We start from the raw sequence: 21918 nt of genomic DNA on the forward strand, positions 1-21918 counted from the left end.
TTTTAAGCGATTTCACTTCTTTATGATGGCGCTTTCATAGCGAAGCGAATAAGCTTGTCTCAGTAAAGCGCTTACGGCCCGCATTGCGATGCGAAGCTGCTTTAGCGCCATCCCTAAACGAAGGAAAAGGAGTGAAACTCGATGTCGGAAGAAGCCTATCGATTGTCCAACAAGCCCGACCGCAGGAAATGGCTCAGATCGCTGCGCAACGACAGCTCGCTCTTCCTGCTGGCGCTGCCTGGCGTGATCGCGCTGATCCTCTTCGCGTATTTGCCGATGAGCGGTCTCATTCTCGTGTTCAAGAATTACAATTACAACGGCGGTATCTTCGGAAGCCCCTGGGCGGGCTTCGACAACTTCGACTTCTTCTTCTCCAGCATGGACAGCGCCATTCGGGCGACGCGCAACACGGTCATGCTGAACGTGCTGTACATGCTGACCGGCACCTTCTTCTCGGTCGCCATAGCGATTGCGCTGAACGAGCTGAGAAGCAGAGGCTTCATCCGAATTACGCAAAGCGTCATGTTTTTCCCTTACTTTATTTCATGGATCGTCATCGGCGCCATCCTGTTCTCCTTGCTCGACTTCGAGAAGGGCATCGTCAACCGCATGCTCGAAATCGTGGGGATGCAGCCAATCGACTGGTACGCGCGCCCTTGGCTGTTCGTCGTTGTCCTCGTGCTGGCGAATATTTGGAAAAGCGCAGGCCATGGCGCCATCATCTACTACGCGGTGCTTCAGGGCATCGACACGTCCTACTATGAGGCGGCCCGAATCGACGGCGCTTCCAGATGGCAGCTGATTACCCGGATTACCCTTCCGATGCTCATTCCGTCCATTATTTTGCTGACGCTGCTCGGCATCGGCGGAATGCTGAAGGGCGATCTCAGCATGATCATGGGCGTAACCTTCCTCAACCCGCTGCTGCTGCCGACCACCGACATCATCGATGTCTTCGTCTACCGGACGGCGATTCGTTCCGGCGAGTTCGGCTTCGCTTCGGCGATTACGCTTTACCAGTCCGTCTTCGGATTACTGCTCGTGCTTCTTGCCAACAAGCTGGCCGGCTGGTACGACAAAGACAGCAAATTATTTTAGGGAGGGCGCGTCATGGCGATCCGGGAAAACAAAACGCTGCTGGTCACTTTCTACGTCTTCATCGCTCTATTCTCCGTTATCTGCTTGATCCCGTTCGTTCTCGCGGTATCGGGCTCTCTCTCTACCGAGTCCCAAATCGCGGCCAACGGCTACTCCTTCTTGCCGCAGGGCTTTACGCTGGATACGTATAAATTCATGTTCGGCGCCAAATCCGAAGAGATTTTCCGGGGCTATCTGACCTCGATTACCGTCACGGTTCTAGGCACCGTATCCGCCGTGCTCGTCACGTCCGCCTATGCTTACGTCATAACCGCCAAGGGCTTCCGCTACCGCAACATCTTTGCCTTCTTCGCCTACTTTACGATGCTGTTCAGCGGCGGCACGCTACCCTGGTACATTCTGACGACGAAATATTACAATCTCGACGATACGCTGGCGGGACTGTTCGTTCCGTATCTGCTCAACGTATTTCTAATGTATCTGCAGGCAAACTATTTCAAGAGCATTCCGCATGAGGTTGTCGAATCGGCCCAGATGGACGGCGCAGGACATTTCCTGATCTTCTTCCGCATTATGCTGCCGCTTGGCCAGGTGGGTCTGGTCACCATCTCGCTCTTCTACGCGCTGCAGTTCTGGAACGATTTTTTCCTGCCGCTGATGCTCGTTACGGACGAAAAGCTGTTTACGATCCAGTACATGATGTACTATATGATGGCCAACATTCAATTCCTCGCTTCCGGCAACGCTGCCCGAATCAGCGGCGCGATCATCGCTCCGCCTTTGGAGACGGCCAAGCTCGCCATGACCTGTCTGACCGTGCTGCCGATTGCGATCCTGTATCCATTTCTCCAGCGCTACTTCGTCAGAGGCATCATCGTCGGCTCCGTCAAAGGCTAACCGGCCGTTCCTCATGGCCGGGTCGCCCGGGCAGAAGCGCCGCCATTCGCAAAACCTAAGCGATTTCATGTTTTTTAAGGTCTCAAATCGCGCAATTTTTAACGTTTTCAACATTCTTAAGATAGCGACGCCCCGAATGTAAGCGTATTCTGAAATCGCTTACCGGAACCGCAAAAACAATATTAGGAGGTCATGTTTTATGGTACGTCGCATTACTTGGGTCTCGTTGCTCGCCCTCATTCTCGTCTTGTCCGCATGCAGCACGAAATCGAATGAAAACGGCTCGGCGAGCTCAAGCTCGCCCGCGGGCACTCCATCCGGAGAGACGCCTTCCGCAGGGGGCGACCCGACGAAGGCCGATTTCTCCGAGCCCGTCAAATTAAAGTTCGTGTTCTATACCGGACAATCCAAGCGGATGGCCGAGCTGGCCGGCAACGAGCTGAAGGAGCTCGTCAAGAAAGAAATCAACGCCGAGCTGGAATTCGTCTATCTGCCTTGGTCCGAATACGGCGGCGGCAAGACGGACCTGATGCTCTCCTCGGGCGAAGAGTTCGCCGCCTATACGGACATCAATTATATGTCCAAATCGGTCTCCAAAGGTCTGTATGCGGATCTGACCTCCTATGTCGACGCCTATGCGCCGGATATGAAAATCAACGTCGCGGCCGCTTCCTTCGACGCCTTCAAGCTAAACGGCAAGCAATACGCGATTCCGGTCGGCAACCGGGCAAGCTCGGCCGCTTTCTACAGCGTTATGGTTCGTCAGGACCTACTGGAGGAGGTCGGAATGCAATCGATCAACTCGCTCGCGGAGCTGGAGCAATATTACGACAAGGTGCACGCCAAGTACCCGGATATGATCGGCTTCGCGGCTACGGACGCCACGTATATGCTAATGTACGAATATACGGATAAAAACTTGAACTGGATCAACAATTTTATCGCGGTGAACGAAGCCGACAACGACGACAAGCTGATCAATTGGTACGATACGCCTGAATTCAAAGCCTACGCCGACCTGATGAACGGATGGTACAAAAAGGGCATCATCCCGAAATACGCCATTACCAATCAGCCCCAGCTGTTCTCCGACTGGAACGCGGGCAAGGCGATGTTCTTCCCCGGAACGGCGACCCGTCCGATCGAAGGCATCGCGGGGATTACGCAGGCGGTTCCGACCGCCAAGCTGCAAAACCACTTCCTGAGCAAGAACGGACGTCCGAAAATCAGCCGCGGCACCTATAACACCGCTTATTTCGTATCGGCCAACGCCAAGCATCCCGAGCGGTACGTCGCTTTCTTTAACCTGCTGCAAAAAAATCAGGAGCTCTACGATTTCTTCACCTACGGCATCAAGGACAAGGACTATACGCTGGATGAGAACGGCCGCGTGACGAAGCTGACCACGGACCTGTTCTTCGACGACTGGATGATGATGAACGACAAATTCATGCGCTTCGAGAAAAACGTGCCCGACGAATTTATCGAGCAGTACAAGCAGTGGGACAACGACGCGATTCTGTCCAAGACAGCCGGCTTCAACTTCGACAACACGGCGGTCAAGAACGAGGAATCGAAGCTGTCCGGCGTATTCACGGAATTCGTCTCGCCGATCGCCAGCGGCTTCGTCGATTATGAGACGCACTTCCCTAAAGCCCTCTCCAAGCTGAAGGAAGCCGGGCTCGACAAATATATCGCCGAATACCAGAAGCAGTTCTCGGCTTGGTATGCCAGCAAATCCTAAGCTGTTCCCATGAAGAAACGCTCGCTCCAGGAGGATACTATCCCCGGAACGAGCGTTTTTTGGCTTGATGGCGCCCCGCCGTTCCAGCCTGCGGAAGGCGCGGCTCGCGATTCTCAGGACTAGACGGGCTGAATGACAACGACCTCATCCGCGCTCGTCGGCAGCTCAAGCAGGCCATCGCTATGCAGAGTCGCCGGAATCGGGCTTCCGTCAATTCGATAGGCCCGCACCGGAACATCCGCACGCAGGCGAAGCGTCCTTCCGCTTCCCGACGTTACCCGGGCTCTCGTCAGACGGCCTTCATGCCACTCCAGATCCAATTCGAAGCCTCCGCGCGCGCGAAGTCCGGCAATGCGGCCGCTCGGCCAGGCCGTCGGCAAAGCCGGGAGCAGGCTGATATGGTCAAGATGGCTTTGGAGCAGCATCTCAGCTATGCCGGCCAGAGCCCCGAAATTTCCGTCTATCTGGAAGGGCGGATGATTGTCGAACAGATTCGGCAAGGTCGACTTTCTCAGCAGGGCCATTGTATGGTCGTAAGCCTGATCGCCGTCAAGCAGGCGCGCCCAGAAGTTGATAATCCAGGCTCGGCTCCACCCCGTATGTCCTCCTCCGTTGGCCAACCGGAGCTTGAGGGTAACTTGGGCGGCCTCGGCAAGCTCCGGAGTCGCGCTCGGGCTGATCGTCGTCCCCGGGTGCAAGCCGAACAGGTGAGAAATATGGCGGTGCCCCGGCTCCTTCTCTTCGTAATCCTCCAGCCACTCTTGCAGTTGCCCGCGCTTGCCGATCTTCATCTTGGGCAGACGGGCGATCGTTTCCTCCCACCTTCTGCGCTCCGCTTCATCCGTATCCAGAATCAGGCTGGCTTGAATGGAAGCATTCAGCAGCTCGGTCACGATCTGCGTGTCCATTGCCGGTCCGTAGCATAGCGTGCCGGACTCGCCGTTCGGCAGCCGATATTCATTCTCCGGCGAGACGGACGGATTCGTGACCAGATATCCTTCCGGGCTCTCTACGAGGAAATCCAGAAAAAAGAGCGCGGCTTCCTTCATCGTATCGTAGGCTCGTCTAAGGAACCGTTCATCCGGGTTGAAGCGGTAATGCTCCCACATATGCAAGGTTAGCCAGGCTGCGCCCATGACCCATTGCGTCGCGGGGGCATAGATATCCTGCGGAGCCGTATCCGCCCATAGATCCGTATTGTGATGCGCGACAAAGCCGCGGCAGCCGTACATCGCTTGGGCAGTCACCCTTCCGTTGGCCCGCATGCGCTCAATCAGCTCGAAGAGGGGCTCATGACATTCCGCAAGGTTGCACGGCTCCGCAGGCCAGTAGTTCATTTGCGTATTGATATTAATCGTATACTTGCTGTCCCAGGGCGGCGTCATGGAATCGTTCCAGATGCCTTGCAGATTTGCCGGGAGCGATCCCGGTCTGCTGCTTGAGAGGAGCAAATATCTCCCGAAGTGAAAATACAGCGTAAGCAGCCCGGCATCCTCCTCGCCCTGCATCACCTTCTCCAGCCGCTCCGCTACGGACCGTTCGTTCCCTGCGCCCGCTCGCGAACCGAGCTCAAGCTTGACTCTTCGGAACAGAGGCGCGTAATCCCCGATATGCCTTTCCCTTAACCGTTCGTAAGCCTCATCCGCGGCGCGTCCCACTGTCTCCAAGACTTGACGCTCAGGCTCCGCGCAGCGAAATGTGCCGGCGACGGCCAGGATCAGCGTCACGGCGTCTGCGGACTCCACGAACAGATGCTCGCCGATCACCTTAACCGAGCCTCCGTCGGGGACGGCTTTGACGACGGCCGTATAGGCAAGTCCATCTCTCCCGCCGCAATCGTTGCTCATGATGATCGTATCCGCGCCCTGTCGGCCGGAACGATCCATGTATCTGCCTTTATTCCGTTCGAAGCGCGCATTGAAGGAGATAGCGCCGGGGCGGTTCGCCGTAAGGCGAATGACCATCGTCTGATCCGGAAAGCTGCAGAATACTTCCCTCCGATACTTCACTTCGCCGATTTCATAGACCGTAGACGCAATGGCCGTCTCTAAATCCAACTCCCTGCGATATTGCGCCGGATCGCCGTCGGGATGATCGAAGCGGATCAGCAGATTGCCGGCGGTCAGATAATGCCTCTCGCTTCGCGGAGTGGCGGAGAGCGCCGCTTCCGCCAGACGATGCGCTTCTTTCAGCTTGCCTTCGAACACCAATCTTCGCACTTCGGGAAGATGGGTCAAGGCGTCCGGGTTGTTGCGGTTTCTCGGTCCCCCGTACCAGACGGTATCCTCGTTGAACTGAATCAGCTCCTCCCGGACCGCTCCGAAGACCATGCCGCCCAATCGCCCGTTCCCGACAGGCAGCGCGGAGTTCCAGTCCTTCGCAGGCTCTTCGTAATGCATTAAGGTTTCAGATGAAAGCTTCATTTCTTATCTCCCTTCCGTGTCGCGTTCGAGGCTAGCCCCTCAAGTATAGTTCATAGAATCGCCTATATCTTGAAGTACCCATGCCTCTTTTCAGTAAAATTATACATTTTTGTCCCCTATTCTCCGATCAGCCTGCTAATGCAAACAGGGGTATACAAACCGGAAACGGAGGAAAAATATACCCATCGCTTAGGGAAAGAGGAGCCGTCATGAACTTCTTCGGACGTTACTTGTCGGGCGGACGAAAATACCGGAAATCGAGCGTTCCGCTTCGCGAATCGCAACGTCCCGAGCACGATCCGATCTCTCCGGACCTCAGCCGATGCGAAGATAGAATCCGGCAATTGTTTTCCTTGTCGCCGGATCTGGTTATCCGCAAATTCGTCATCCGCCAGACGGAAGCTCCGGCTATGCTGGTCTATCTCGACAGCCTGACGGACAACAATTCCGTCAACCGGGACGTGCTGCTTCCGCTCCAGACGAAACGAACCGGCGAAGGCCGGGAGCTGCCGTTGTCCTCGGGGCGCATTGCTTCGGTAGACGAATGGACCATGGTTGAAAGAGCCGTTCTGGAGGGCAACAGCATCCTCTTCGTCGAAGGCTGGACCGAAGCTTACGCACTAGGCACTTCAGGATGGCCGCAGCGGGCAATCGAGGACCCTCAATTGGAGACGTCGCTGAAGGGCGCGCACCAGGGCTTCGTCGAAACCGGCACCCAGAACATCGCGCTCCTGCGTCGATACTTGCCTCACGGGGAATTGAAAATCAAGGAAAAAATCGTTGGCCGCAGAGGCCATACCAAGGTGTACGTTCTGTACGTCGCGGATGTCGTCAATCCGGAACTGCTTCAGGAAATGGAGGAGAGAATCGAGAGCATCGACGTTGACGCGGTAATCAATACCGGCGAACTGGCCGAATTCATCGAGGACAGTCCCGTGTCGCCATTCCCGCAAATGCTCTTGACCGAACGCCCCGACGCCGCCGCCTCCCAGCTGCTGCAAGGAAGAATCGTCGTCGTCGTGGACCGATCCCCGAGCGTAATGGTTGCTCCGATTACCTTTACGTCCTTCTTCCAGAGCGTCGACGACTACAGCACCCGTTGGTCCATCGCGACCTTCCTAAGGCTGCTGCGGCTGTTCGCGTTCTGCATCGCCGCTTTCCTGCCCGCCTTCTACATCGCGGTCACTTCGTTTCATTATGAAGTGATTCCGTTCAAGCTGCTGCTGACGCTGGGAGAATCCCGCGGACAGGTGCCCTTCCCGCCATTCGTCGAAGCGATCTTGATGGAAATCACGCTTGAGATGCTGCGCGAAGCGGGCGTCCGCCTTCCCGCTCCCGTCGGGCAAACCGTCGGCATCGTCGGCGGCATCGTCATCGGACAGGCGATCGTGCAGGCCGGACTGGTCAGCAACATTATGGTCGTCGTCGTTTCGTTTACGGCGATTGCCTCGTTTATCCTGCCCAACTTCGATCTGGTCGCGGCCGTCCGGCTCATCCGCTTCTGCCTGATGATCGTCGCGGCGATGTTCGGGTTGGTTGGCATCATGATCGGAGTCATGGCTCTAATCGCGCACTTGCTGGCGCTCAATTCGCTCGGCAGGCCTTATTTCAGCCCGTTCGGCCCTGTCCGTTTTGCCGACTGGAAGGACGCGTTCATGCGGGTACCTCTATGGAAGATGAACAAGCGGCCGCTAAGCGCGAGCCCCGTTCAGGCGCGAAGACAGGGCCGAACACGCCCCGACCCGGAAGGAGAACAACCGTGAAAGCAATCCTATCGGCCGACATTACCACCCTGCAATTTGCTTGCCTCATCAGCGGATTTCAGATCAGCATCGCTTATCTTCCCTTGCCTCGTTTACTGGCCGAAGGCGCCGGAACGGACGGATGGATGACGATTATTGTGCTGTGGCTGTTATCCGTCATCGCCAGTATCTGCGCCGTCCGCCTTATGCGGAGGTTGCCCGAAGGAACGGTGCTGGACCTGATCTCGAAGCGGATCGGCAAATGGGCGGGGAAAACGGCGGCTTTCGTATTCTTCGTTTATTTTGCCGCTATGGCCTATGACGGCTTTGTGCGGACAACGAATATTACGCGATCCTGGCTGCTTCCCGAAACGAAAGTCTACGTGATGCTGGTTCTGCTGCTCATTCCCGCTTATGCGATTGTCAAGGGCGGGCCGCTTCTCGCGGGGCGCTACGCCGAATTCGTATTTCTGATCACCTGCTGGACGCCGCTCATCTTCTTGTACCCGCTGAAGGATGCCCATTGGCTTAATCTGCTGCCGATGTTCAAGGAGGGTATCCTTCCGGTATTGACGGGAGTTAATCACGTCCTCTTCTCCTTCGTCGGCTTTGCGGCAACCTTGTTCCTGTATCCTAATCTAAAGCACAAGCAGTATGCCGTGCGAGGAGTCTTATTGGCCAATACCCTGACCGCAGCTCTGTACATCTGGATCACGATCATCTGCTTCGTCTATTTCAGTCCGGACGAGATTACCGAATTCAACCAACCCGTCATCTCCATGCTGAAAACGATCGAGTTTCGCGTCATGGAACGAATTGAAGTTCCGTTTATCGCTTTTTACCTGCTCATCTACTCCATGATCTGGATTCCAGCCAGCTATTTGACTGTATTCTGCTCCGACTGGCTGCTGGGAACCGGAAGCATACATCGGCATTTGCAGTTTTTTTTCGTCCTCCTCGTCGTCTCTTCCTTCTTCTACTTCCCCTCCTTCAATCAGAACGAAAATCTCGAAACCCAGCTGGGGAACGCCGGCGCCGTGCTGGAGTATATCGTCCCGGCCGTTCTGCTCTTCTTTTTCTGGGCGCAGGATAAGCTGCAAAGGAGGGCGTAGGATGAGGACGCCAGGCAAGCTTGCTTTTCTAGTTGCTATACTGTTGGCCCTTACGGCCTGCAACGATAGGCTCGATCTGGAAAACGCCACGATTCCGCTCGCGCTCGGCATCGACCTCGACGAGAACGAACAACTGGTCATGTACACGTCCAGTCCGGTATTTATAAAAAATTCCCAGAACAAAAGTCTGGAAACGAAGACGAAGGCTTTGGCGCCCCGGCAATCCCGCGCCTCGCAGGGAGCCGAGATGTCCGGTCTGTTGACGGGGAAAAATTATCAGGTTATCGTTGTCGGCGGCCGCCTTCTGAAGCATAAGGAGTGGTACTCGCTGCTCGACGTTCTGTTTCGCGACACCAAAAATACAACGACGGACCGCATGATCTACTATAAAGGCTCGCTCGACAACATCATGGACAAGAAAGATCCCGACCAACCGATCCTGCCCTTGCTGCTGCGATCGATGGTCGATTCGAAAAGCAAGCGCTCGGAGACGGTGCTGACCACCGTGCAAGAGCTTCACAGGCAAGTGTACGAGAAGGGCGTGACGCTCTCCATCTCCGAAATCGACCTTCAAGAGGGGAGCATCGTCATGAAGGGAACCGCCCTGCTCGACAACGACGGCGTATATGTCATGTCTCTGAACGCGCAGGAGACGGGCATGTTCCGGATTTTGAAGAAAGAGGCCCACAGCGGAATCAACTTCAGCTATCGACTTCCCGGCATTCCAAAAACCGGACATTTTAATACGAATGTGCTTAGTTTCAGCACGGCCGGGACTAAAGTAAAGATCAAAACCTCCTATCTCGATGATCGCTTCATATTCGATATTAAAATTACGCTTCCCGCGTCCTTATCGGAATTGATGTTTCCGCACGATATTCGGGAGCAAGCCAAAGAGTTGGGAAAAAAGCTGTCCTATCTCGCTCAAGAGCAATTCGCAGAACTCATCAAGCAATTCCAGCAACGTCGCATCGACCCGATCGGCCTCGGTATATACGCCCGCGCTTACGAATACAAGCAGTTCAAAAAAGTACAGGATCGCTGGGCCGATGCGTTCGCTGAAGCGAAAGTCAATGTCAAGGTTGACGTCAAAGTCAAAGCGACGGGCCCCGTGCGTTAAGCATCTCTCAAGATGACTTAAATGGTACCGGGTCGGTCGCATGATCCTACTGATGGAAGGCCATCCTCTCGTAACGCTTCTATGTTCTTTCTTCCCCACACGACAATGGACTCGATTATGGGTCCCAATTCTTCTCCCGACTTCGTGAGAGAATATTCTACCCTCGGGGGAATTTCAAAGTACTGTTCTCTATGTACAATGCCGTTTTCACATAGTTCTTTAAGACAATTGGTCAGCATCGTGCCTGTGATACCAGGCAGCAATCGTTTTAATTCGTTATATCGCACCGATTTGTTCTTGCATAAAACCGATAAAATAGGCAAATTCCACTTCTTGCCGATAACATCGAACGCAAAGGTTGCCGAACAGATCTCATTTAGGATTTTCGTGTTATCCACTCGTACTCATCTCCATTAGTATCGTTTTTGATACTTAGTCAGAATAATGATAGTACTTGTGATTATATTTGTTGAATATATAATTGTCTACACAAAACACAATAAGGATGTGTTCGATATGAATAATATGAGCTGCAATCTTGAAACGGGCATTTGCGGTACTGCTGAAGACAGTTCAACGGATATCATCGATTTTAATCAGCAGGTAAAAAAAGCAACTCTCTACTATTTTACCGACCCGATATGCTCGCATTGTTGGGCCCTTGAGCCGGTCTTAAATCGGTTTATTGAACAGTACGGCCAATATTTTCGGACTTCGATTGTTATGGGAGGGCTATTGCAAAGCTGGCGGGGCTTCTCCGACAGATCAAATGGCATTCAAAAGCCCTCTGATGTTGCAGAGCATTGGAAAGAGGTTGGGATTCACTCTCGCATGCCCATCGATGGCTCACTGTGGCATAATAATCCCATCCAATCCTCTTATCCTGCGTCTAGGGTTTTTAAAATCATTCAAGCTAATCATGGAATGAAAAGTCACGATTATTTACGAAAAGCTCGGGAGGCTGTATTTGCATTTAACAAAAATATTGGGGAAGAACAAGTTCTAATAGAGATCGTGAATCAGATAGGTTTAGATGGAGCAGATATCGTTGAACAAGCCGGCACTGAGCATGCCCAGCAATTGTTGGACATGGACTTTGATCTGGCCAGAAGGTTCGGTGCGACAGGGTTCCCCACAGTCGTATTGGTTAATGAAGAAAATCAAGGACTTAAAGTGGTTGGCGCGCAAGCTTTGCAAGCTTATGTAACGGCATTAAGTAAAATACTTAATGAAAATCTTACTCCTGCCAGTGCGCCTGCACTGCACGATTGGTTGAGAAGAGAAAAGCGCCCTATTTTCTCCAAAGAAATTGAAGTCATGTATGATTTACAGAAAGAAGCCGTGATTTCATTTGTTCAACAAGCGCTGCCGGATAACTCTTACCGCGTTCAAGAAATTCTAGGTGAAGTCTATCTTGAGAGCATCTAATTGAGATTCTGCATGCCATGCCTATTACGGCTTGGTTCTCCAATGCCAAAATTAACGGGGGAGCCCAGGAGCATCGGAAGCGCGGAAATTACTTTATTTTAATGACTACCTTTCCTTTGGCGCTCCCTCCTTCAAGATATTTCAACGCTTGCGGTGCTTCCGCAAATTGAAATACCTTATCAATAATAGGAATAATACGGCCTTCTTCAATAAATTCCTTGATTTTCTTTAATTGCACTCCGCTAGGCTGCATGAAAAGGAAATGGTAACTCGTCCGAGTTTTCTTCTCAAGCGCTGCAAGCTTACGACTTACGATTGATAAAAGCGTGGTCTTTAACCAGCCTAATTGCGCTTCCTTGCCGAATCTTGCGTTGGGGAGGCCGGAGATGGATACTATTTTTCCACTTGGTTTCAGTATCTGAAATGATTTTTTCAAGATTGAGCCCCCTAACGTATCATAGACAGCATCATATCCCGTAAGCAGTTCTTCAAAATTCTCTTTTCTATAATTAATGATTCGATCGGCACCCAGGGATTTGACTAACTCATAGCCTTTATCGCTTGCTGTAGTTGCGACATAAGCCCCCATCAATTTGGCCAGTTGAATGGCAAAAGTGCCTACGCCGCCAGATCCGGCATGAATCAGAATCTTTTGGTCTTTTTGAAGCTTCAAAATATCGTAAAAGGCTTGATACGTCGTCAGCCCGACCAGCGGAATCGATGCCGCTTCTTCAAAGCTAAGATTCCTAGGCTTCAGGGAAATATCCTCCTGATGAACAGCTATATATTCAGCTAATGTCCCGATTCTGTCTTTACGGGGTCTTCCGTACACTTCATCTCCGAGCTTAAAGTCATTCACCCGGTCACCAACCTTGATGACAACACCAGAAAAATCATTCCCCAAGATTAAAGGCATATTATACTTCAGCAGGAATTTAACCTTCCCTTCTTTGACTTTAATGTCGATAGGATTCAAGCTGGCTGCGTGAACTTCCACCAGTACATCGTGTTCTCCTATGTCGGGCATTGGCCTTTCTGTCATCAGTAGAGGTACATCTTTTCCGTATTTCTCAATGATCATAGCTTTCATACCTATCACCCTTTTATGATTATTGGTTTAAACTCATAAACCGAATGGGCAAAAAAAGTTTATTTCCCTTTAGATCTTTGCCGATCAAGATTTGTTACATTGAGCTTCAATGGTCGCAATTAACGATTTGAGTTGTTCAAGCGGTTTACGGATCGTTAGTACATAATGATTTTCTACGCTTTTCTTTTCGTAATCAACGAAGCCAGACTGCTTCAGCACCTTCAAATGATGGGAGATCGCCGGCCTGGACAAATTGATGTGTTCCGCTATCATATTGACGTTAAGTCCAGACTTATGCTGTGCAAGCAGCAGAATAATGGCTTGACGGTTTTCATCCTTCAGGGCATCCAGTAACGGAATATAATCTTTAAATTGCTGCACCGTATGCTCGATATGCTGGCTCATACATGCCATCCTTTCAGTTTATTCGTTTAATCATGTAAACATAAATTTAACCCACTTGATTATTAAATCAAGCTCAATCTTACCGGACTCGTTTCAAGATAAAGCGAGCTGCCCGAAGGCAGCCCTGTTTGGAGTCATTGCATTATTCTCGATCTGTCCTGTAGTGCCTGCTATTCCGGCTGGTTTCCGGTCCCCGCTCCGACTTTGTAAGAAGGCATGACATTGTCATACATGAGGTGAAGAACCATACCTACCGCAGCATGATCTAATAGATGGCAATGATCCATCCACATGCCGGGATTATCTGCCGTAAACGCCACTTCGTATGTTTCATCCGGGTTGACATTTAACGTATCGGTAACCCATGGCGTCTTCACGTTCTTGCCATTCTTCTTCAGCACTGTCATATGATGTCCATGAAGGTGCATGGGATGCTCCGAGAAACTTTTGTTAATAAAAGTTGTCTTCACCCTCTCGCCTTCCTTCACAACGAAGGTCGGCGTATGGGGGTAGACTTCTCCGTTAATGGTCCATAGGAAAGTGAAATTCCCATCATAGAATCCCATCTTATTACCTATGATCATTGTAAATTCCCGATCGAACGTCTTTACGGCAGTTACTTCATTCTCGGCCGGTTGACCGTATCTCGACGGATCGAACTGGCCGGAATCCGCTTGGAGGTCCGGTTGCTCCGGTGGAGAATTCGTGTAGAAAATTACGCCAGGCTGATCGGAATTTGCATCATCGCCGATCATGAATAGAACAGGCCGGTCCGGCATCGTGAAGACAACATCGTACCTTCCGCCCGCCGCAAGTCTGAACGCTGTCCGGTCAGGCAGTAAGTCAGGGTTCTGAATGGGGGAGCCATCTATGTCTGTGATCTGATAGGCTGTCCCTTGAAGCATATATTTCTCCGATAGTTGATTCGCATTAACAAGCCTGAGCTTCACCCGCTTCCCCGATTCCATTCGCATCCTCTTCATAAGGTCATCGTTCACAAATGCGGTTCTTAGTCCTTGATCCGTAACCCAGTCGTGGTTAATCAGAGTCAGCTCTACATCGTAAGTTTCGATCTCATGCGCAGGCTCGACAATAAACGTACCGAAGAGGCCTTTCAACACTTGCTCAGCCGCTTGCTGGTGAGAATGGAACCAATAGGTCCCCGCTTGATTGGCCCGAAATTTATAGGTGAAGGACTCCCCCGGCTTCACGGCATCCTGAGTCATACCCGGCACGCCATCCATCGCATTCGGTACGTTGTATCCATGCCAATGAATGGTGACTCCTTTATCGATATCCTTGTTGATCAGCTTGACTTCCACCATATCTCCCTGCCGCGCACGAAGCTCCGGGGCAATTACTCCATTGTATGTCCAAGTCTCAACCTTCGCTCCCGAGGCTAGCAGAATCTCCTGTTTTTGCGCCACAAGCTCGTATCGGACATCTGCGGGGGCCGACAAATCTCCTGTCAGCGCCGCCACTTCCACCATATTGGCGTGATCATGATGCTTATTCCGGCCCGATAGCATTGTGGGCGTTCCGCCGCCTTCGTCCAGCCAGTGGTGGTTCATCATATCGGAAACTTCCGGCAGCTTGGAAGAATGAAGGGATGCTGTTGCGTTGACGACCAAGAACACGACGATGACAATCGTAGTCAGCAAGCCGGACACCACGAAGCTCAAGAGCCTTCTCCATAAGGGGAATGTGACGAATTTCTCTTGCAGGATGGATTGATATCTTCGGACGACAACTATTGAGGGGACAGCCAAAGCGAGCAATAACAGAGCCGCTAATCGCAACACATCTACAAAACCTGGAAACGTCGGTTGCCAGAGGAATGTGCTGAAAGCGGTAATTCCGGAGGCAAATGCGGCGGCGATAATTGGAAGTGCCAGCATGGGATGGGCAAGCCTGGCTCGCGCATCCGCGGACAACAGATCGTGATTCAATCGCTGTAAATTATTCAGACGAGGCAGTGTCCATATCACGACGATTGCATGAGCGATTAATACAATGGGAAGGATTTGCTTGATTATTCCCTCGACGAACAACCACCCATTCCCGACCCATAGACTGATTACCAGCAAGCCCCAAATCATGCCGAGCACGAGCGCGATATGAACAAGCCAGTACAGCAGCGTCCTTGCCCTTCTTAATTTATAATGGCTGTGGATATGCGGGAGTCCGGCAAAGATTATACCTGCCGTGAACCATAAAGCTGTCATGGCGAAAGTAACCAACACGCCTGCAATTGTTTCGAACATTCGTTATCCCCCAACAATCGCCTTCAGCCGCGCGAAATTTTTCGGTTGTTCCTTCTTCATCGATTGACGCATGAAAAATTCGCCTACCTTCGGAACGCCCCCAACTTCAATCGTACAATAAACGCGACATGCCTTCTCGGAAATCGACTCAATGCGGTAGCTCTCACGAAAAGGTTGTTTGACCTCAGAGGACGTTTCCAATGTCAATAATTGATCCTGAACAAACTCCGTCACGACCATCGTTTTCTCGCTCTTGAAGCCGGAGAACTTCCCGCTCTCAAAGTAGCTCGATCCCAAACGGGCCGGTCCTTCGGGGTTGACGCGGTTCTCCAAAATTCCATTGATCCAGGAGGATCGGGCCTCCAAATCGACAATATGCGAAAATAAGGTTTTTGCGGAATTTTCAAAATTATAAGAATATTCAAAAGTGAGCATAGTTATCCTCCTTCCCTAGGCTGAGTATTTGTCTTTACGAAAAAGGATCGTCGAAAGCGCATGCGTTAAGGTACACGCCATATCTTGCCTATCCCCCGCGACCGGTTGTCGCCACCCGATGAACCCATCCGGCCTTACAAGCACGGCTCCCGTTGCGGTGATTCCGTATGCATCGAGGAAATTATTAGCGGCATTACCAAGGTCTCCGTTATTTCCACCGATTCGATACATATCGAGTTGTAATTGAAGCTTGCCTTCCACCAGTCGAGCAGCCTCTACCCAGCCCTGTCCATCCTCGCCTGTGAGCAAGACGAATCGGGAGCCGAACAAATCCAGTGAGGATATCGCTTTATCTTCTTTTTCGAGCATGATGTGCGGCGCTCGCGTGCCGGGCTGCCCTGTCCATAATTCCGGTTGTTGAATCAGCGGAAGGTCTCGCTCGTTGTCGTCCGGGATCAGAGCGCCCGTGTCATAACGATAGCCCATATTGAGCGTATGCGTATCCACAGTGATGCCTTCAGATCCTTCATGCTCACGTTGCTGGGAAAGCATCACGACCTGCTCAACGGTGTAGTCGGCCAGCGGGCGCCGCTCAGTATCGTAGGTGTTCAGCAAACCTGCACCGGCTTCTCCCCGTAAGACGGCCGCCAACTTCCAAGCGAGATTTTGCGCCTCAGAGATGCCGGTGTTGCCGCCCAAAGCGCCGCTTGGAGGTTGAACCCGGGCAGCATCGCCAACTAAGAATACGCGATTGTCCTGGAACCGATCAGACACTCTTGCCGACATTTCCCACGTCAGCGCCTTTTTCATCGTAACCGAAAGATCGGGTATGCCAACAGCGGCTTCAATTAATGCAAGACACCGCTCCTCCGGGAAATCAGCTATTGTCTCTTCATCCGGATCATACACAACGTCCAGTCGATATAGATCAGGTCGTCTGGAAGTTCCGGGATACAGAACGAGCGTTCCGCTCAGTGAGTCATTGGCAATGAAACACATATGTGCGTTTTGGTTTTGAAAATGCGCCTTCAGGTCGGCTTCAAAAATGATACTCACCAGATGGCAGATTGTACCTTCCCCGTGTTGATCGATTCCCAATTGTTTGCGTATTCCGCTCCGGCTCCCGTCTGCGGCAATCATATACTTGGCGCGAACGTGTCGAACAGCGCCGCTGGCTCGATCTCGAATCATTGCCGAAATGCCTTCCTCGTCGGCATTAAACTCGACCAACTCGGTATGATATCGCAAATCCGCACCGGCCATCTCGGCCTGCGAGCGCAGGACCGGCTCAAGCTGATCCTGCGCAATGCCATTGCCTTCAACAGGGCTGACCTCCGAGAAATAGGCGCTCATGTCCTCCATCAGATTGTCAATCACTTCTCCGGTCAAGCTCTCTACAAACATGACGCCATATTTATGAGAAAATGGCGGCTCTTCACGGCGAATCTCTTCCTCAATTCCTGCTGAACGATAGATTTCCATCGTGCGTGCCGTCAAGCTTGCAACCCGAGGGTGAATGGCCGTACCGGGATGCCGCTCCACCACCAGTGGAGCGATTCCCTGCCGCGAGAGAAATAGGGAGATGGAAAGACCAATCAAGCTTCCCCCCACAATCAGCACAGGGGTTGTTTCATCGTACGAAGCGGGGGTGCTTCGAGTGTTGTTCATCGGATATACCTTCCTTTCGATTGTTTTAAATGACAGTCACTTGGTCCGGCTTCAGATCGCTACAGTCCATTTGCCGTCTTTCAGCACCGTTGCTTGAATATCCGAATAAGCCTCCTCCATCCTTTTCTTCAATTAATAATGCTCCTCCATACTGTTCTGCTTTGCTATTTCTCTCAACCACTCCTCGTCCCAAACGAGCAATCCGCCTCTGATGTCCTCGCTGACAGACTGTACCCATTGTAATTCGGCCGACAGAACTGCCCTGCTTAATTCCGACTCCAGCACGAACAACCTGGGGACCATATCCTTGACCATTTGAAGCTCTGAATCAATTTGATTTACGGCTTTCGTAAGGGCTGCCGCTCTCTTCTCAAACAGTTGCAAGACGTCCTCCATCGTCAGCAGTGCAAGAAATGAAAGGGCAGCAGGGAATTGCGGGAATTCCTGAATCGGTGTCGAGATGACCTCTCTTAACCACTCGAATAAATACTTCCTTCCTTCCTCTGTTAATTCATAAACAGTTCGGACAGGTTTCCCGACTTCATGCAACGTCTCTTTAATAGAGATCAGTCCATCTCGCAGTAAACGTTCAATGGTTTGATAAATCCCCGCACGCTGACGGACGTTAATCACTTCATCCTTTCTTCTTTCTATAATGAGCTGCTGCATGCGGTACGGATGCATGGGCTCCTCTGCAAGTAGCGCGAGGACGGCTAGGGCTAAGGGGGAACGTTGAATTTTATTTGGTTTCGTCATAGTCATAATAATACTAGTCATATTATAACTATGTCAAGAGGGTGAAATCGTTCCTTGATTTCCGATATGTACGGATACAGCGCAACATTTTCCCATTTATTACGTTCATATCTAATGAAATATTTATCATCTATGTAAGGAGTGGGAAATGATGAATAAAGCAACTACTACAAAGCTGCTCCTGGCTGCTTCGCTTGCTTTCGGCACGATCTCAACCGTCCTGCCGGTTACTGCACTGGCGGAAAATTTGGTCGAAGCTAAAATCGACAACGCAACACAAGCTATCAGCCGAGCCAAAGCACTAAATCTCATCCCCGAAGGCGCGCGGGCAACCGCCAAGCTTAGCGGTGACAAGTGGGACGTAACTTTCAGTACGGATGAAAAGGACGAAGGCGGCAACCCGCTGCATATGGGGCAGATTGTCTTGCATGCGAAGAACGGGAAAGTGGCCATGTATCACGAAAGTTTAAGATCTGATTTCAGGGGGAAACCAGGCGAAGATCCATTTGACGAAAGCAAGATGAAGCTTTCAACCGCAGAAGCACAAGACATCGCACTCGAATTTATAAAACAGAGACACTGGAAGCTTGACGTAAGCTGGATGTTCAATCCGTATCCCATTGCTTACGAAAACGATAGGAGATTCGATATTCCGCGGCTGCACGGCGTCCATTTCGATGGTTCTCATGACGGAATCCGTGACGGGTCCGCCAGGGTAGGCGTTACCGTTGACCGCTGGACAGGGGAGGTTGATTCTTACGATATCAGTTGGGAGGAATGTACTTATCTCCCGGAAAAAGTGAGTGAAGCGAATTTAATCGGTATTAATGAAGCGGGGAAGCTATTGTTCGATGCCATCGAACCATTTCTTAAGCGGCAGGCTACTATGGATCCCGAGCAGCCGAAGCTCGTGTATGCACTTCACGAAAAATATGTTATAACGTACGACGGCAAGTTCCCGGCGGAGTATCAATGGGATAACCCCCCATTTACAGAAAAAATCAAACCGTCCTACTCCAGCGAGCTAGCAAAAAAACGGCTGCTTTCCATGTACGATCTCAATTTGGAATATATAGACGGAAAGCTCGCTTACAAGCTAAGGCTGAAATCGGAAATTACCTCCTTTACGAGTGGACTGCATCCTGTAATCGATGCGCGTACTGGCGAATGGTTGGATTTTCTGAATCAACCTCTCACTAAGACATTCTCTCCGGCAGGAGAATGGTTAATCCACGCAGCGCCAGACAGCAACATAGAGTATGCTGCCGCGATTCTCTGGGATAACGAACTGCTGCAGCTAGAGAGTGAGCCATTCGTCAAGAACGGCTATACGCTTGTTCCGTTCCGCGAATTGCTGACCAAACTGGGGGCCAAGATTAACTGGGATCCTGTCACTAGGAAAGTAACTGCCAGCAAAGATGGCACGACCATTGAGCTGACGATCGATTCTAATATCACCTTAATCAACGGTAAAGAGCAAAAGCTGGAAGCTCCCGCCACCATGAAGGGCGGACGAACCTATATTCCGGCTCGGCTCGTGCTTGAGACGTTTGGCGCACATGTAGGCTGGGATAAAGAATCTCGACTTGTGCTCGTTTCAAGCGATGGCACTCCGCCCGTCCTGTCGCCTGAAGAACAGAAGAAGTACCGCTTCCAGGCGCAACTCAACTGGGAAAACTAGATTCGTAAGTAGAGGGACTCCTTCCCTACGATGGCAATCTCACCTCGAATTCGGTACGGATGAGATCGCTTTGAACCGCTATAGCGCCTCCGTGCTGTTCGATAATGTTCTTGGCGATAAACAGACCAAGTCCCGTGCTCCCTTCTTGATGGGTTCGCGCACGATCCCCGGTAAAAAACATGTCGAATACATGAGGTAGCTCGTCAGTCGGAATGGTCCTGCCGTAATTCATCACTTGAATGACGATATGACCTTCCTTCTGACTGCCGAGAATATCGATGTACTTGCCGTCTCTGCCATAACGAGCGGCATTGGATAGCAGGTTCTCGAACACGCGAGCGAGCAGTTCGCCGTCACCGGACACCATCAGCTGCGAAGCGATTCCGAGGCGTGCGGTCAGCTCGCTTTTTTCGAATACCGGATACATCTCTTCGGTTAATTGAGTCAGCAGCTCGCCCAGGTCGAGCGGCTCGCGGCGGATATTCAGCTTGCCATAATTCATCCGTGTAATCTCGAACAGCTCATCGATCAGCTTCTCCAGCCGCTGTGATTTGGTGAAGGCGATCGTCGTGTAATGCTTCAATTGCTCGGCAGTCAGATCCTTGCCTTGAAGGATAAAATCCAAATACCCGATGACAGAAGTCAGCGGGGTGCGCAAATCATGGGCAAGGTTAAGCACTAGCTGCTCCTTGCTGTTCTCGGCGAAATCCCCCCGTTCCTCCGCCCGCTTCAGCTTTTCGCCGGCCAAGTTGATATCCCGAGCGATATCTCCGATTTCATCCTTGGACGGAATATGGACCCGATGGGAAAAGTCGCCTCCGGCCAATTGGTTAATTCCACGGGAAATCTCCCTGAAGTAAGCAACGTAACGACGGGTTAACAAATAGAAATAAAAAAACGAAATCGGGAAAAACAGAATCAAGAACGCATTTATATCGCCGACTTCTCGAATGATTTCGCGAACGTGGAACATCGGATTTTCGCGGAGCAGCGTCCTGTAATACTGCTGCAGCACCAAGTAGATCAGAAAGGTTGTGCCGGCGGATAGCAGCATGCTGAGCCCAAATAGGCGGATCATTTGGAAACGGAAGCTTCGGAAATTGGGGTTAGCCATTGAAGGCATAACCTACTCCCCAGACCGTCTTGATAAGCTTGTTCTTATGCTGGTCCTCTCCCAGCTTCTTCCGCAACGTTCGGATATGCACCATCACCGTATTCCCGCCTGCATAATACGCCTCGCCCCATACTCGCTGAAATAAATGCTCCGAGCTGAATACCTTCTTCGGATGGCTGGCGAGCAGCACCAAAATATCGAACTCCTTGGGCGTAAGCTCTACCGGGTTGCCGTATAGGAACACAGTTCGCTGCTCGGGATGGACTACGAGTCCCCCGGCCTCCAGTACGGACGGGTCTGAAGGAGCAGCAATTGATGGGTTCAACTGTATGAAGCGGCGCAGCTGGGCGTTCACCCTTGCTACCATCTCCATAGGGTTAAACGGTTTGGTCATATAATCGTCGGCACCGAGAACCAGACCGGTGATCTTATTCAAGTCGGTTGCCTTCGCGCTAAGAAAAATGATGGGCAACTGATACTGCTCGCGGATTAACCGGGTCACCTCGTAACCGTCGATCTTGGGCATCATAATATCCAATATTGCCAGATCCACGGACTGCGCCCGGATCATGTCGAGCGTCTCTTGTCCGTCAGCGGCTTTCAGGCACCGGTAGCCCTCTTTGACCAAATGCAGCTCGATCAGGTCGGCGATTTCCGCTTCGTCATCGGCAATTAGAATGGTGATCGATTTCATGGCGTTCTCTCCTCGTATAGTATCTTTTGAAAGCATCTTTAAGTCAGTTTCCAGTACACGCCTCGAAGGAAGGTGACGACTGCGAAGGATTAACGCCTCCTTTGCTGAATCCTTCGTCCATTTCCCAGTAAAAATCTGGAACTTAGCGAGATTTTCGACTGGGCTTGGTTTGATGCGCCCTTTTTCCCTGACTCGCACGCTTTCTGCTCAAGAAAATTTCCAAATCGCTCAATTCAGGGACTTGACA

Annotated in this window: 18 protein-coding genes; 8 read left to right on the forward strand and 10 right to left on the reverse strand. The window is 51.5% G+C overall.

Going from position 1 to position 21918, the window contains the following annotated elements; all coding sequences use genetic code 11:
• Positions 1-141 precede the first annotated feature (141 nt).
• The 3 genes from ACFO1S_RS11230 (at position 142) to ACFO1S_RS11240 (ending at position 3739) form a co-directional block, all read left to right on the forward strand.
• A complete protein-coding gene (locus ACFO1S_RS11230; RefSeq protein WP_204605767.1) occupies positions 142-1098 on the forward strand; it encodes an ABC transporter permease subunit in 957 nt (318 codons plus the stop codon).
• Between the two features lie 12 nt (positions 1099-1110).
• Entirely contained in the window at positions 1111-1995 is an 885-nt protein-coding gene (locus ACFO1S_RS11235; protein WP_204605766.1) for a carbohydrate ABC transporter permease, read from the forward strand.
• A gap of 199 nt (positions 1996-2194) precedes the next feature.
• Entirely contained in the window at positions 2195-3739 is a 1545-nt protein-coding gene (locus tag ACFO1S_RS11240; RefSeq protein ID WP_204605765.1) for a DUF3502 domain-containing protein, read from the forward strand.
• A 119-nt stretch (positions 3740-3858) separates the two neighbouring features.
• On the opposite strand, the gene ACFO1S_RS11245 is transcribed toward ACFO1S_RS11240, so the two are convergent.
• Entirely contained in the window at positions 3859-6162 is a 2304-nt protein-coding gene (locus tag ACFO1S_RS11245) for a glycoside hydrolase family 95 protein (RefSeq protein ID WP_204605764.1), read from the reverse strand.
• 209 nt (positions 6163-6371) lie between these two features.
• Here ACFO1S_RS11245 and ACFO1S_RS11250 point away from each other — a divergent pair, with 209 nt between their 5' ends.
• From ACFO1S_RS11250 to ACFO1S_RS11260, 3 genes are read left to right on the forward strand one after another with little or no spacing between them, the layout of a single operon-like run.
• Entirely contained in the window at positions 6372-7925 is a 1554-nt protein-coding gene (locus ACFO1S_RS11250; RefSeq protein WP_204605763.1) for a spore germination protein, read from the forward strand.
• Complete coding sequence (locus tag ACFO1S_RS11255; RefSeq protein WP_204605762.1) at positions 7922-9016, forward strand: GerAB/ArcD/ProY family transporter; 1095 nt, start codon at positions 7922-7924, stop codon at positions 9014-9016. Before ACFO1S_RS11250 ends, ACFO1S_RS11255 begins: the two co-directional genes overlap by 4 nt.
• A gap of 1 nt (position 9017) precedes the next feature.
• Positions 9018-10136 (forward strand): Ger(x)C family spore germination protein, encoded by a 1119-nt coding sequence (locus ACFO1S_RS11260; protein ID WP_204605761.1) that lies wholly within the window; start codon positions 9018-9020, stop codon positions 10134-10136.
• Positions 10137-10153: 17 nt separating this feature from the next.
• On the opposite strand, the gene ACFO1S_RS11265 is transcribed toward ACFO1S_RS11260, so the two are convergent.
• Positions 10154-10534 (reverse strand): winged helix-turn-helix transcriptional regulator, encoded by a 381-nt coding sequence (locus ACFO1S_RS11265; RefSeq protein WP_204605760.1) that lies wholly within the window; start codon positions 10532-10534, stop codon positions 10154-10156.
• A 118-nt stretch (positions 10535-10652) separates the two neighbouring features.
• Between ACFO1S_RS11265 and ACFO1S_RS11270 the strand changes: the two genes are divergently transcribed.
• A complete protein-coding gene (locus tag ACFO1S_RS11270) occupies positions 10653-11564 on the forward strand; it encodes a DsbA family protein (RefSeq protein WP_204605759.1) in 912 nt (303 codons plus the stop codon).
• A gap of 88 nt (positions 11565-11652) precedes the next feature.
• On the opposite strand, the gene ACFO1S_RS11275 is transcribed toward ACFO1S_RS11270, so the two are convergent.
• From ACFO1S_RS11275 to ACFO1S_RS11300, 6 genes are all read right to left on the reverse strand, one after another.
• Positions 11653-12654 carry an NADP-dependent oxidoreductase gene (locus ACFO1S_RS11275; protein ID WP_204605758.1) on the reverse strand — a complete coding sequence of 334 codons (1002 nt, stop codon included), beginning with the start codon at positions 12652-12654 and terminating at the stop codon, positions 11653-11655.
• Between the two features lie 84 nt (positions 12655-12738).
• Positions 12739-13059, reverse strand: a complete 321-nt coding sequence (locus ACFO1S_RS11280; RefSeq protein ID WP_204605757.1) for an ArsR/SmtB family transcription factor — start codon at positions 13057-13059, stop codon at positions 12739-12741.
• Positions 13060-13229: 170 nt separating this feature from the next.
• Positions 13230-15323 carry a multicopper oxidase family protein gene (locus tag ACFO1S_RS11285; RefSeq protein WP_204605756.1) on the reverse strand — a complete coding sequence of 698 codons (2094 nt, stop codon included), beginning with the start codon at positions 15321-15323 and terminating at the stop codon, positions 13230-13232.
• A 3-nt stretch (positions 15324-15326) separates the two neighbouring features.
• Positions 15327-15563: an SRPBCC family protein gene (locus ACFO1S_RS11290; RefSeq protein ID WP_204605755.1), complete on the reverse strand. Its 237-nt coding sequence runs from the start codon at positions 15561-15563 to the stop codon at positions 15327-15329.
• Between the two features lie 210 nt (positions 15564-15773).
• Positions 15774-17426: an FAD-dependent monooxygenase gene (locus ACFO1S_RS11295; RefSeq protein ID WP_204605754.1), complete on the reverse strand. Its 1653-nt coding sequence runs from the start codon at positions 17424-17426 to the stop codon at positions 15774-15776.
• Between the two features lie 132 nt (positions 17427-17558).
• Complete coding sequence (locus ACFO1S_RS11300; protein WP_378126792.1) at positions 17559-18203, reverse strand: PadR family transcriptional regulator; 645 nt, start codon at positions 18201-18203, stop codon at positions 17559-17561.
• Positions 18204-18330: 127 nt separating this feature from the next.
• On the opposite strand from ACFO1S_RS11300, the gene ACFO1S_RS11305 reads away from it, so the two are divergent.
• On the forward strand, positions 18331-19863 hold the full coding sequence (locus ACFO1S_RS11305; protein ID WP_204605752.1) for a copper amine oxidase N-terminal domain-containing protein: 1533 nt from the start codon (positions 18331-18333) through the stop codon (positions 19861-19863).
• Positions 19864-19888: 25 nt separating this feature from the next.
• Here the strand turns inward: ACFO1S_RS11305 and ACFO1S_RS11310 are convergent, their stop codons facing one another.
• Positions 19889-20977: a sensor histidine kinase gene (locus ACFO1S_RS11310; RefSeq protein ID WP_204605751.1), complete on the reverse strand. Its 1089-nt coding sequence runs from the start codon at positions 20975-20977 to the stop codon at positions 19889-19891.
• On the reverse strand, positions 20970-21671 hold the full coding sequence (locus tag ACFO1S_RS11315) for a response regulator transcription factor (RefSeq protein ID WP_204605750.1): 702 nt from the start codon (positions 21669-21671) through the stop codon (positions 20970-20972). Before ACFO1S_RS11315 ends, ACFO1S_RS11310 begins: the two co-directional genes overlap by 8 nt.
• Positions 21672-21918 lie beyond the last annotated feature (247 nt).

Origin of the sequence: Cohnella boryungensis (genome assembly GCF_042651945.1) — a bacterium.
Classification (GTDB): Bacteria; Bacillota; Bacilli; order Paenibacillales; family Paenibacillaceae; genus Cohnella; species Cohnella boryungensis.

Coding starts and splice junctions, on each gene's coding strand:
- ACFO1S_RS11280 (WP_204605757.1), bottom strand. CDS start 13,059: ATGAGCCAGCATATCGAGCATACGGTGCAGCAATTTAAAGATTATATT.
- ACFO1S_RS11270 (WP_204605759.1), top strand. CDS start 10,653: ATGAATAATATGAGCTGCAATCTTGAAACGGGCATTTGCGGTACTGCT.
- ACFO1S_RS11315 (WP_204605750.1), bottom strand. CDS start 21,671: ATGAAATCGATCACCATTCTAATTGCCGATGACGAAGCGGAAATCGCC.
- ACFO1S_RS11245 (WP_204605764.1), bottom strand. CDS start 6,162: ATGAAGCTTTCATCTGAAACCTTAATGCATTACGAAGAGCCTGCGAAG.
- ACFO1S_RS11295 (WP_204605754.1), bottom strand. CDS start 17,426: ATGAACAACACTCGAAGCACCCCCGCTTCGTACGATGAAACAACCCCT.
- ACFO1S_RS11290 (WP_204605755.1), bottom strand. CDS start 15,563: ATGGTCGTGACGGAGTTTGTTCAGGATCAATTATTGACATTGGAAACG.
- ACFO1S_RS11310 (WP_204605751.1), bottom strand. CDS start 20,977: ATGGCTAACCCCAATTTCCGAAGCTTCCGTTTCCAAATGATCCGCCTA.
- ACFO1S_RS11230 (WP_204605767.1), top strand. CDS start 142: ATGTCGGAAGAAGCCTATCGATTGTCCAACAAGCCCGACCGCAGGAAA.
- ACFO1S_RS11260 (WP_204605761.1), top strand. CDS start 9,018: ATGAGGACGCCAGGCAAGCTTGCTTTTCTAGTTGCTATACTGTTGGCC.
- ACFO1S_RS11235 (WP_204605766.1), top strand. CDS start 1,111: ATGGCGATCCGGGAAAACAAAACGCTGCTGGTCACTTTCTACGTCTTC.
- ACFO1S_RS11240 (WP_204605765.1), top strand. CDS start 2,195: ATGGTACGTCGCATTACTTGGGTCTCGTTGCTCGCCCTCATTCTCGTC.
- ACFO1S_RS11250 (WP_204605763.1), top strand. CDS start 6,372: ATGAACTTCTTCGGACGTTACTTGTCGGGCGGACGAAAATACCGGAAA.
- ACFO1S_RS11285 (WP_204605756.1), bottom strand. CDS start 15,323: ATGTTCGAAACAATTGCAGGCGTGTTGGTTACTTTCGCCATGACAGCT.
- ACFO1S_RS11275 (WP_204605758.1), bottom strand. CDS start 12,654: ATGAAAGCTATGATCATTGAGAAATACGGAAAAGATGTACCTCTACTG.
- ACFO1S_RS11305 (WP_204605752.1), top strand. CDS start 18,331: ATGATGAATAAAGCAACTACTACAAAGCTGCTCCTGGCTGCTTCGCTT.
- ACFO1S_RS11300 (WP_378126792.1), bottom strand. CDS start 18,203: ATGACTAGTATTATTATGACTATGACGAAACCAAATAAAATTCAACGT.